The organism is Microbacterium barkeri (assembly GCF_027921765.1).
Classification (GTDB): domain Bacteria; phylum Actinomycetota; class Actinomycetes; order Actinomycetales; family Microbacteriaceae; genus Microbacterium; species Microbacterium barkeri.
Window position 1 is genome coordinate 71,484 of sequence record NZ_BSEJ01000005.1, and the last position, 11,569, is coordinate 83,052.

Below are 11,569 nucleotides of genomic sequence, written 5' to 3' on the forward strand. Positions count from 1 at the left end.
GCCTCGTCTCGAGGTCGGCTTGCGACGTTTCGACTCGCTGCGCTCGCTCAACGACCGGGAAGCGGGTCGCTGCGCTCGCTGAGTGCTACGACTCGCTGCGCTCGCTCAACGACCGGGAAGCGGCTCGCTGGCTCGCTGAGTGCTACTCGGTGCCGACCTCGTTGGCGACGCGCTCCTCGGCCTCTGCGATCGCGGCGTCGACGTCAGCCGAGGCGGACAGGATGGCCGAGTGCATGTCGGCGAGGATGTTCTGCACCGCGGCGGTCTTGCTCGAGGTCGGGCTCTCGGCCTTCGTCTCGTGGGTCTGCACGGCGAACGCCGACAGCTCGTCCTGCGGAGCGCCCTCGACGCCGAAGTACGCCTCGACGACCGGGTCGGTCAGAAGCGCGGGCGAGATGCCGATGCCGGCGAGTGCCGTCGCGGCCTCCTCGCTCGCGGCGAAGGCGAGGAAGTCCTTCGCGATCTCGACCTTGCTCTGGTCGATGTTGGCGTTGATCGCGAGACCCGTCGGGTCGCCGAACGTGACCGGCGTCGCGTCGAGACCGGTCGTGGAAGCGTCCTGCTGCGGGATCGGCGCGATGCCCCACTCGAAGTCGTCGGCCTCACCCGAGGCCTGCTGCGCGATGAGGGTCGCGACGAACCACGTGCCCATGGGCAGCATGGCGGCCTTCTGCTTGCCGAACTCGCCCTGGTAGGTGAGCTGGTTCGCCGTGACGGTGTTGTACGCCTCCTGGGCGCCGGCCTCCTGCAGCGCGAGGACGCGCTCGTAGTACGGGGCGAAGTAGTCGTAGTCGCCGCTCAGCAGGTCCGCTCCCTCGGTCTGCGCGGTCGCGAAGCCCTGCACGGTCGACTGCCAGCCGTGCTGGTACGCGCCCTTCGCGGTCGATCCCGCCTCGCCGAGCTTGGTCGTGAGCTCCTCGGCGGCCGCCTCGTAGTCGTCCCAGGTCCACGATCCGTCGGGCTGGGCGACGCCCGCCTCGTCGAAGAGCGCCTCGTTGTAGAAGAGGACCCACGAGTCCTGGCGGTACGGCACCGCGTACGCCGTGCCGTCGACCTCGTACGACGCGGCGCCGCCGATCCCCTCGGGCAGCTCGACGTCGGACACATCGAGCAGCTGCCCGCCCTCCTGGAAGGTCGTGACGTACTTGACCTCCTTCTGGGTGATGATGTCGGGGCCCTTGCCCGCCGCGAGGTCGGTCGTCACGAGGGTGTTGTACTCGGCCGGGTCGTAGTCCACGATCTCGACCGTCACGTCGGGGTGGGCGTCCTCGAACAGGTCGGCGAGGAGCTGGAACTCGGGCGTCGTCTCGACGCTCCAGCCGGAGAGGGTCAGCGTGACCGGCCCGTCGGGATCGGCCGCCGGCGTGCCGCCGCCGCATCCGGCGAGGGCGATGGCCGAGGCCGCGAGGCCGGCCGATGCGGCGATGATGCGCTTCTTCATGGGAGTGCTGCTCCTTTGCTGCAGGATTTTCGGGTGTTCGGGGGTCACCGCTGCGCGGGCTGCGCGAGGCGGAGGTCTGAGAGGGCCGTCGTCGTCTCGACGCCGTCGGGCCAGGTGATGTGCGCGCTGTCGCCGTCGAGACGGAGCTGCACGTGCGGCAGCTCCTCGGCGCCCGAGAGGGCGAGCTCGACCGCGCGCCACTCGCCGACGACGACCGCGCTCTCGAGAACGGGGACGGCGGCGGTCTCGCCGAGCGGGCTCGCGTCGCGTCGCTGCTCGACCCGGGCGCTCGCGACGTGCCCGAGCGCGCGGATGGCGCTGGTCGTGCCCTCGACCGACGCGATCGCGATCGCGTCGGGTGCGGTCTCGACGCGCGCGTCGACCCGGGCGCCCGCGGCGGGCCATCCGCCCCAGCGCAGCCGCCATCCGGCGAGGCTGCTCTCGGGGTCGTCGACTCGCGCGAGGCGCACCTCGTGCGCGCCGCGGACGATCGACACGACCGACAGCCGCGCGACCGCCTCTGCCGTGCCGCGCAGGCCCGAGCCGTGCGCGACCTGGTCGGCATCGGCCGAGAAGGTGTGCGCGACCGCGGTCGATGCGCCGACGCCGACGCCGTCGCCGGCGCGCACGCCGTGGCAGGACATCCCGGCGCGGTGGGTCGCGGCGCCGGTCGGGTCGACGAGCGAGACGGACTGCTCGAGCGGCTCGCGCCATCCGCGCGCGTCGAGCAGCGGGCTCGTGGCGGTCGAGTATCCGAGCCGCGCGTACAGCGGCGAGTCGGCGACGAGCGCCCCCTCGACCTCGTGGTCCGTGCCGTGGTTCGCGACGCGCACGATGCCGTCCGTGGCCGTGCCCGAGACGATCCACCCCGGCGCCGCGATCGCGCGCACGAAGTCGCCGCGCTCGACCGGGAGCGGCTCTGCGGGAGCATCCCAGACCGGATGGTCGGCCGGGAGCATGATCCCGAGCAGGCCCTTGGCGGCCCAGTAGGGCGAGCCCGGCCCCGAGTACGACTGCGCGAGCTGGCGCCATTCGCCGTGCCAGCCCATCGTCAGCACGCCGCGGTCGTCGGGGATGCCCCGGTCGGCGAAGTGCGACACGATCCGTGCGGCCGCATGACGCAGCGCGCCCGCGGAGACCGAAGGCACGTCGGCGACGACGCCTGCCCAGAACGGCGCGGCCGCCGCGAAGCGGTAGATGAGGCTGCGGCCCTGGATGAGGGGCGAGCCGTCGGCGCCGACGAGGTGCACGGCGTCCTGCAGGAAGCGGTCGAGCGACGCCCGGTCTGCCGCGATGCGGTCGCCGGCGAGATCGGCGGCGCCCGCCATGCGCGCCCAGAGCACGGGGTAGAGGTGCAGCGCCCAGCCGACGTAGTGGTCGTACGAGCGCGCCGCGCCGTCGGCCATCCACCCCTCGCCGCGCGCGAACGTGTCGTGCAGCGCGAGATCCGCGGCGATGTCGTCGGCAGACCAGGGGCCGCCCACCGAGCGCAGGAAGGTCTGCACGACGACGCGGAACCACAGCCAGTTGATCGGCGGATAGGTGTCGTCGCCGACCGCGGGAGCCAGGTAGTCGATCACGCGCTGCTGCGTGAGCGCGTCGAGGCGATCCCAGATCCAGGGGCGGGTCAGATCGAGGATGAGCGCGATCGACGCGGCCTCGACCTTCGCCTGCGCATGCTCCTCCATCCGCACCCAGCGGTCGGGCGCGTCGGGATCGACGCCCGCGCGGATGCCCTGCGAGAAGAAGTCGATGAGGTGGTCGACGCCGCGGCCGCGCTCTCCCGCGATGCGGAAGCCCGCGATGAGGAAGGTGCGCGCGAAGCCCTCGAGGCCGTCGACGTCGCGTCCATAGCCGCCCTCGGCGCCGGGGATGAGGATGCGCCCGCGGTCGGCGGAGCCGTGCGCCATCGCGCCCTCCAGGAGGCGGTCGGCGTAGGCCGTCCAGTCGGCGCGCGTCCACTCGGACGAGTGCGCTGCGCGGGCGGGTGCGGGTGTCACGGGTTCCCCTTCGAACGGCGTGCGGGCGCGCTGACGTTGAGGAGCGTATCAATCAGATCCGCTCTTGCAAACACAATCTTGAACGGGCATGATCGTTTCTGATCACTTCGGCGGATGTCGCCGAGGGCAGGAGGAGATCGACGATGACCCCTTTCCGTGGACCGCTCGCAGACGCGCTCGCGCGCGCAGCCGGCGTCGAGCTGGACAACCTCGACCGGGCCCTCGCCGAGCGACTCGCTGAGCCCGACGCCGCTCTTCCACCCGCCGATCTGCGGCGCGCAGACCCCGCTGCCATCGCCGCCTTCCGCGCGCGTGCCGAGCGCGAGCTGCCGGAGCCCTGGCCGCAGCCCCGCGCGCACGACGCGGCCCGATTCCACGGCGACGGCGACCGCGTCGCCTGGGAGGCGCCCGCCTTCGCCCGCCAGGAGCGCCTCACGCGCGTCGCGGTCCTCGCGGGCGCCGGGGGCGAGGCGACGTGGCTCGACGAGACGCTAGACGGCGTCGTGATGCTCTGCGAGCAGAGCTCGTGGTGCTGGCCCGCGCACGATGACACGCGCGATCGGCACGGCGCCGTCCTCGCGACCGTGACCGACCCCTATGTCGATCTCGGCGCGGGCGAGGTCGTGTCGCAGCTCGCCTGGCTCGACCACGCGGTCGGCGAGCGGCTCGAGGCCCGCTTCCCCGGCATCCGGGCGCGCGTGCGGCACGAGGCGCACGTGCGGATCTTCGAGCCGTTCCTCCGCCGCCGCGACTGGCGGTGGATCGGGCTCGACGGACACGTCCACAACTGGAACCCCTGGATCCACGGCAACGTGCTCGTCGCCGCGCTGCGGCTGCTTGACGCCCCCGAGCAGCGCGACGAGCGGGCGCGCGTCGTCGCCCTCGTCGTCGAGGGCCTCGACCGCTACGTCGCCGCGCTGCCCCTCGACGGCGCGATCGACGAGGGCTACGCCTACTGGTGGAACGGCGCGTGCCGCCTGCTCGAGGCGCTCGACGTGCTCGCGCACGCGACCGGCCTCGACGTGACCGGCGACGTCCCGTCGCTGCGCGAGACGATCGCCTTTCCGCATCGCATGCACCTCGGCGGGCCGTGGTTCGTGAACGCCGCCGACGCGCAGGCGCGTCAGACCGGGCCGCAGCCGTGGCACGCGCTCCACCGCGCGGCGCGACGCGTCGGCGACGACGCGGCGGCCGCCTTCGCCGCGCTCCACCGCGATCCGTCGCGCCCCGCCGTCGCCGAGCCGGAGGGTCTCGGCCGGGTGCTCCGCGGGCTGACCGATCCCGCGTGGCTCGCGGCCGCCCCGGGCTCCGATCCGCTGCCCGCCCGCGTGTGGCTCCCGTCGACCGAGATGCTCGTCGTCCGCGAGCGCGAGGGCGAGCCGCGCGGCCTGACCGTGGTCGGCAAGGGAGGGCACAACGCCGAGAGCCACAACCACGACGACGTCGGGAGCGTCATCGTCGCGTCCGACGGAGTGCCCGTCCTCGTGGATGCGGGCCGGCCGACGTACGAGGCGCGGACGTTCAGCGACGCGCGGTACGAGCTCTGGCCCATGCAGAGCGCGTGGCACAGCGTCCCGTTCATCCGCGGACGGGGGCAGTCGGAGGGGCGCGAGCGCGCCGCGCGCCTCGTCGACGTCGGCGACGCCGAGCTCGTCCTCGAGCTCGCGGACGCCTACGATGTGCCCGAGCTCGAGAGCTGGCGCCGCGCCATCCGCCTCGACCGCGCGCGACGCACGGTCGCGATCGCCGACGCGTGGCGTCTCGCCCCCGGGGACGGCGCGACCGAGATCCGCCTGCTCGCGGCCGGCGACGTCAGCCTCGCGGCGGGCGCCGCGCGGATCGTCCCGCTCGACGGGGCGCGGCCCGTCGTGCTCTCGTGGGACCCCGCGGCCCCGGCACGGCTCGTCGAGCAGCCGCTCACCGACCCCATGCTCACCCATGTGTGGGGCGAGCGCCTCGTCCGCATCGACATCGACGTGTCGGGCCTCGCCGAGCTCACGGTCACCGTGCGCCAGGATGGATCGACCGAGGAGGGACGATGACCGATCAGAGCGCGCCGCTCGCGGCCTCGCGCCGCGACCTCATCCTCGACGCGCTGGCGCGCGCGGGCGCCGTCCGCGTGTCGCAGCTCACCGAGGACCTGGGCGTGGCGGCCGTGACGCTGCGCCGCGACCTCCAGCAGCTCGAGGAGGAGGGCCTGCTCATGCGCGTGCACGGCGGCGCCGTGCCGCCGCCGGGAGGCGTGGTCGCCCGGCGCCCCTCCCCCGACCGCGCGTCGGCCGCGAGCATCGGCGTGCTCGTGCCGTCGCTCGACTTCTACTGGCCGCAGGTCGTGCGCTCGCTCGAGGGCGCCGCCCGCGAGCACGGCGCGTCGATCCTCCTGCGCGGCACCTCGTACGACATGCAGGACGAGCGCCCCGTCCTCGAGCGGATGGTCGAGGCAGGCGATCTCGCCGGGCTGGTCGTCGCGCCCAACACCGACACCGAGTACGCGCAGGACGTCATCGCGTGGCTCACCTCGTCGGGGATCCCGTTCGTGCTCGCCGAGCGCGAGGCGGTGTCGCGCCCCGACGGGGCCCCGGTCGAGTCCGTCACAACCGACCACGCGCTCGGCGCGGTGCTCGCGGCGCGTCACCTCGCGCAGCTGGGCCACCGCAAGGTCGGTCTCCTCATCTCGCGCAACTCGCCGACCTCGCGCAAGATCATCGCCGGATGGACGGCCGCGTGCCGTGAGCTCGAGCTCACCCCCGCGGAGCACGTGGAGCGGATCCTGCCCGACCGGGGCGCCCCCGGCTTCTCGAAGGGCGTCGACGAGATGCTCGACAGCGTGCTGAAGGCCGGTGTGACCGCTCTGCTCGTCCACTCCGACCGCGAGGCCATGGCGATCGTCGACCTCGTGCTCTCGCGCGGCCTGTCGGTGCCGGGCGACCTCTCCGTCGTCGCCTACGACGACGAGTTCGCCGAGCTCTTCACGCCCGCCCTCACGGGCGTCGCTCCCCCGCGTGCGGCGATCGGGCGCGCGGCGCTCGAGCTCCTCTTCGCGCGCATCGCCGACCCGTCGCGTCCCGTGCACCGCGTGACGCTGAGCCCCGCGCTCAACGTGCGCGCGTCGACGGGGGCACCGGCGTAGCGGCCGGCTCCGCGTCGGCGGCGCGGCCGGGTCAGTGCCGCAGGGGCTCGAGGCCGAGCGCCGGCGCGAGCCGCTCGAGCGACCCGAGCGGGTCGTCTCCGAGCGGCTGCAGCGCCACGTGGTCGGCGCCCGCGCCGAGGTGCGTGCGCAGCGCGGCGGCCGCGGCCTCGGGGTCGGGGTTCGCCGCGACGGCGTCGATGAGCTCGTCCGACCCGCCGTCGGCGAAGTCCTCGTCTCTCGCGCCGAAGCGCTTGAGCGCGTCGACGTAGTTCGACAGCCGGAAGTAGCGCTCGAGGTAGGCCCTGGCCGTCGCGCGTGCGGCCTCGGCCGAGTCGGCGAGCGCGACCTTCATCTCCGGCGCGAGGAGCGCGTCGCCGAGCACCTCGCGCGCATGCGCGGTGTGCGCGGGGACGGTGAGGTACGGATGGGCGCCGAGCGTGCGCTCCGCGGCGAGCGCGAGCGTGCGGTCCCCGAGCGCCGCGAGCACGCGCTGATCGGGGCGGACGCCCTCCGCGTCGAGCACGTCGAGGTACGCGTTGAGCGCGGCGAGCGGCTTCTCCCGGTGCGGCGTGGCCTCGCGGTGCCCCGAGCCGATGCCGAGGACGAGCCGACCGGGATGCGCGTCCTCGATCCGATGGAACGCTCGAGCCACGCTCTCGGCGTCGGCCTGCCAGATGTTGACGATGCCGGTCGCGACGATGATCGACGTCGTCGCGTCGAGGAGCTCCTCGACGATCACGAGGTCCTGCGCGGGCGACCCGCCCACCCACAGCGTTCCGTATCCGAGCTGCTCGACGCCCTGGGCGAAGGCGCCGTCGAGGCGCGCCGCGGGGCGCCACACGCCGTAGAAGCCGAACTCCGCCTTGTCGGTCATGCTCACCTCTCCAGGTCGGGGAACAGCATCCGCTCCGCGCGGTGCGCGAAGGCCGTGCCCACCGTGTCGGGGTGCACATCCGCCACCGTAGCCGGGTTCCAGCGCGGCTGCCGGTCCTTGTCGATCACCTGCGCCCTGATCCCCTCGACGAGGTCGGGCTGCGTCGCGAGGTACCAGCACATGAGGTGGTACTCCTGCTCGAGCGCGTGGCGCTGCGACGGCAGCGCGCGAGCCGAGCGGATGGCCCCGAGCGTGACGACGAGCGCGGTCGGCGACCGCTCGTCGAGGGCCGCGAGGGCCGTGGCCGGCGACGGGTTCTCGTCGGCGGCGACGCCCTCCGCGACCAGCTGCTCGAGCCGCTCGCGGATCTCGGGGAGCGTGTCGGCCGAGAAGGCGCGGTCGATCCACGGCTGCGCGCGCTGGATCCGGCTCGGCTCCGGCGTCTCGTCGAAGAGCATGACGAGCTCGGTCGGCGTGGCCGGGTCCGCGCGCATCTCGAGGGCGTCCACGACCGACGGGATGCGGTCGCTCGGGACGTAGTGGTCGGCGAAGCCGCAGTGGATGGCGTCGGCGGCGTCCATCGTGTCGCTCGTGAGCGCGAGGTACTCGCCGAGACGGCCTGGCGCGTGCGCGAGGAGCCACGATCCGCCGGCGTCGGGCGAGAATCCGATGCGCGTCTCGGGCATCGCGAGGCGCGAGCGCTCGGTCACGATGCGGACGTGCGCGTTGCCGGCGAGCCCGATCCCGCCGCCCATGGTGACGCCGTCGGCGATCGCGACGATGGGCTTGGGATACGCGGCGACCTCGGCGTCGACGCGGTACTCGACGCGGAAGAACGGCTCGGCGGCCGGCTCACCGCCGTCGAGCATGCTCGCGTACAGGGCGCGGATGTCGCCGCCCGCCGAGAACCCGCGGTCGCCGGCGCCCTCGAGCAGCACGATCGCGACATCCGGCTCATCCCGCCATCCGTCCAGGATCTCGCCCACGGCCTGGAGCATCTCGAGCGAGAGGGCGTTGATGGCCTCGGGGCGGTCGAGCGTGATGCGCCCCACCCCGCTCTGCATCTTCGCGGCGACTCTGGCCGAAGGCGTCGTGTCCATCACGCGTGCCACGTTACCCGGCGCGCGTCCTGGCCCCGGCCGCGGGGTGCCCACGCAGGGGTTTGCGCCGATGTGCCACGGTTCTCAGCGGGATTCCGACAAGATAGGGGGAACATGCATGCAGATGAAGGGGTCACCATGACCGACGGCAAGGTGCTCGAGTTCACGGGCGTCACGAAGACCTTCGACGGGATCGCCGCTGTCTCGGACTTCACCGCCCGCGTGGACCCCGGCTTCGTGACCGCGTTCCTCGGCCCCAACGGGGCGGGCAAGACGACGACGCTGCGGATCCTCCTCGGGCAGCTGCGCGCCAACGCGGGCACCGCGACGATCGGCGGCAAGACGTTCGCGCAGCTCTCCAGCCCGCGCCGCGTCGTGGGCTGGGTGTCGGAGTCGCCGACGTTCCGGGCGCGCCGAACGGCGGTCAAGCACCTGAGCACGGTCGCACGTCAGGCCGGTGTGCCTTCGTCGCGCGTGGCCGAGGTGCTCGCGCTCGTGGGCCTCTCCGAGGTCGCCGACATGCGCATCTCGGGCTACTCCCTCGGCATGACGCAGCGACTCGCGGTCGCGGAGGCGATGATCGGCGACCCCGGCGTGCTCGTCCTCGACGAGCCCGCGAACGGACTCGACCCCGAGGGCATCCGGTGGATGCGCCTCCTCATGCGCCGCCTCGCCGATGAGGGCCGCACGGTGCTCGTGTCATCGCACCTGCTCAGCGAGATCCAGCAGGTCGCGGACCGGCTCCTCGTCATCTCGAACGGCTCGCTCGTCTTCGCGGGTGCCATCGAGGACCTCGAGGACGCGTCGTCGCAGACGGTCGCCGTCGACTCGCTCGACCGCGCCGCGCTCTCGCGCGCCCTGCGCGACGCGGGCTACGAGGTCGAGCTGCTGCGCTCGGGCATCAACGTGCAGGGCGCCTCGGCCGCGGAGATCGGCGCACTCGCCGCGCAGGCCGGTGTCGCGCTCACCACGCTGCAGCAGCGCAGCCCCAGCCTCGAGGACGTCTTCATCCAGCTCGTGAGCGGCGAGTACGTGCCGCCGATGACCGCGGCGCTGCCGCCGACGGCGGGTGCCGCGGACGGCGCGGTCGCGGATGTCTCGCGTGACGCGGACGCGGACGCGGATGTCTCAGGTGACGCGGACGCGGCGCCTGCGGATGTCTCGGATGTCGCAGCTGCGGATGTCTCGGATGTCGCAGCTGCGGATGTCTCGGATGTCGCAGCTGCGGATGTCTCGGATGGCGCGGCTGCGGATGTCTCAGATGGCGCGGCTGCGGATGTCTCAGATGAGGCGGACGCGACGACCGTGGACGCCGAGGCCGACCGCCGCGAGGACGCGGAGTCGAACTCCGAGGACGCGGGTCTCTCCCCCGCCGAGGTCGGCGTGACTGCGGCCGCGGGCGCCGCTGCCGGAGTCGGCGTGGCCGCCATCGTGACGGACGCGACCGACGAGCAGCCGGCCGACGCCGACGCCGGTGAGAACGCGGAAGACGCCGAGGCGGACGCGGAAGACGCCGCACCCCAGGGCGCTGCGGACGCAGAGGGCGAGACGGACGCCGACGAGACGGCCTCCGGCGAGCCGAACTCGGACGAGCCAGCCTCCGACGAGACGGCCTCCGGCGAGCCGACCTCGGACGAGCCGGCCTCCGACGAGCCGGCCTCCGACGAGACCGAGGACTACGCGCCGGCGGAGTACGAGGCCGCGGGCGATGAGGACGACGCCGAAGGCGACGACGCTGCCGCGGAAGCGCCCGAGCACACCGCCCCCGAGGACGCGCCGATCGAAGACGCGCCGTTCGTCGCCGACGCGCCGGCGCCGGTGCCCACGTGGCACATCCCCGCCGCTCCTGCGCCGACCACCGACGCCGACTTCGAGCGCGAGGTCGCCGAGGCCGACGCCTTCCTCCAGGCTCCGGCCATGGACGGCGACCCCGGCGCCGCGCACGCGTGGGACGACGAGGCTCCCGCAGCTCCCGAGCACGTCGCCGAGAGCCACGAGGACTGGACGCCAGAGGCCGACGACGCCGACGCCCCGGCCGACGCCTTCGCGGCCGATTCCGACCCGTCGGAGGCTCCCCACGATCGGCACGAGGGCGACGAGGATGCTCCTCGCGACGACGCCGACAGCCCCGACGTGCTCGAGGAGCCCGATGCGGTCGTCGAGTTCGACGGTGGCGAGGACGCCGAGGACGCCGAGGCGGCTCCGTTCGCGGGCGGCCTGCCGGGGTCGGCGCGTCTGGCGAACCTCCTGGCCGGCGGCGACGAGCCGGTCGGCGGCGCGGCCGCGTTCCTGGGCCACGACGCCGATGAGCACGAGCCGGGCGAGCCGACCATCGCCATCCCGACCATCGACCACCTCTCGACGGAGACCGTGGCCGTGCCGATGATCGGCGCCGAGGAGTCCACCGAGGAGGAGGACGCGGCCGTCGTCGAGGGTGAGAACGAGGAAGGGTTCTCGTTCGACGACATCCTGCGCGGAGCGGGCGTCGACCCGGTGACCTACGAGGGCACCGAGCAGCCCACCGAGGACGACGCCGACTGACGACGGCGCCGCCGGCTCAGATCGCGGGAGCGGGGCGCGAGGCGGGGCGCGGTGTGCGCTGCGGCTCCTTCGCAGGCTCCGCGCCCAGCTCGACGGCCTCGGCGGCCTCGTCGAGGTTGAGGCGCAGCGCTCGCGTGAGCGCGAGGCCGTGACGTGTCGAGATGACGAGACGCTCGAACTCGCCCTCGCCATCCAGATCGATCACGACACCGGGCAGACGGCGGCCGCGCACCGCGACGAAGTCGTCTCCGGTCTCCGTCCGCCACGTGCCGAGCGCCGTGAAGCCGGGCAGGAACGTGCCGCGGGCGCGCACGCCGCGCAGCCAGGTCCACGGGTCGTCCGTGAGCTGCACCTTGACGATCGACGAGCGCTCGACGCGGATGCTCGTGCGGCGGAACGCGAGGGCGCGCTCGGTGGCCGACAGCGAGATCTCGAGCTGCGCGTGATCGAGGAGCAGGGTGACCATGGCATCCATCCTGCCAG

General features: G+C 73.6%; 8 protein-coding genes. 3 read left to right on the top strand and 5 right to left on the bottom strand.

What is annotated here, in order from left to right; translation table 11 throughout:
* Nucleotides 1-142: 142 nt before the first annotated feature.
* Together PKE79_RS06730 and PKE79_RS06735 are read right to left on the bottom strand one after the other, a co-directional pair.
* Entirely contained in the window at nucleotides 143-1,441 is a 1,299-nt protein-coding gene (locus tag PKE79_RS06730) for an ABC transporter substrate-binding protein (RefSeq protein ID WP_271172912.1), read from the bottom strand.
* 44 nt (nucleotides 1,442-1,485) lie between these two features.
* Nucleotides 1,486-3,441 carry a DUF2264 domain-containing protein gene (locus PKE79_RS06735; protein WP_271172913.1) on the bottom strand — a complete coding sequence of 652 codons (1,956 nt, stop codon included), beginning with the start codon at nucleotides 3,439-3,441 and terminating at the stop codon, nucleotides 1,486-1,488.
* Nucleotides 3,442-3,584: 143 nt separating this feature from the next.
* On the opposite strand from PKE79_RS06735, the gene PKE79_RS06740 reads away from it, so the two are divergent.
* Nucleotides 3,585-5,483: a heparinase II/III domain-containing protein gene (locus PKE79_RS06740; protein ID WP_271172914.1), complete on the top strand. Its 1,899-nt coding sequence runs from the start codon at nucleotides 3,585-3,587 to the stop codon at nucleotides 5,481-5,483.
* Entirely contained in the window at nucleotides 5,480-6,571 is a 1,092-nt protein-coding gene (locus tag PKE79_RS06745; protein ID WP_271172915.1) for a substrate-binding domain-containing protein, read from the top strand. The genes PKE79_RS06740 and PKE79_RS06745 overlap by 4 nt, the downstream gene beginning before the upstream one ends.
* Before the next feature lie 31 nt (nucleotides 6,572-6,602).
* On the opposite strand, the gene PKE79_RS06750 is transcribed toward PKE79_RS06745, so the two are convergent.
* Both PKE79_RS06750 and PKE79_RS06755 read right to left on the bottom strand, forming a co-directional pair.
* Complete coding sequence (locus PKE79_RS06750) at nucleotides 6,603-7,445, bottom strand: TIGR03620 family F420-dependent LLM class oxidoreductase (RefSeq protein ID WP_271172916.1); 843 nt, start codon at nucleotides 7,443-7,445, stop codon at nucleotides 6,603-6,605.
* A 2-nt stretch (nucleotides 7,446-7,447) separates the two neighbouring features.
* Complete coding sequence (locus PKE79_RS06755; RefSeq protein ID WP_271172917.1) at nucleotides 7,448-8,545, bottom strand: enoyl-CoA hydratase/isomerase family protein; 1,098 nt, start codon at nucleotides 8,543-8,545, stop codon at nucleotides 7,448-7,450.
* 138 nt (nucleotides 8,546-8,683) lie between these two features.
* On the opposite strand from PKE79_RS06755, the gene PKE79_RS06760 reads away from it, so the two are divergent.
* A complete protein-coding gene (locus PKE79_RS06760) occupies nucleotides 8,684-11,086 on the top strand; it encodes an ATP-binding cassette domain-containing protein (protein WP_271172918.1) in 2,403 nt (800 codons plus the stop codon).
* A gap of 16 nt (nucleotides 11,087-11,102) precedes the next feature.
* Here the strand turns inward: PKE79_RS06760 and PKE79_RS06765 are convergent, their stop codons facing one another.
* Entirely contained in the window at nucleotides 11,103-11,552 is a 450-nt protein-coding gene (locus PKE79_RS06765) for a hypothetical protein (protein ID WP_271172919.1), read from the bottom strand.
* Nucleotides 11,553-11,569: the final 17 nt, after the last annotated feature.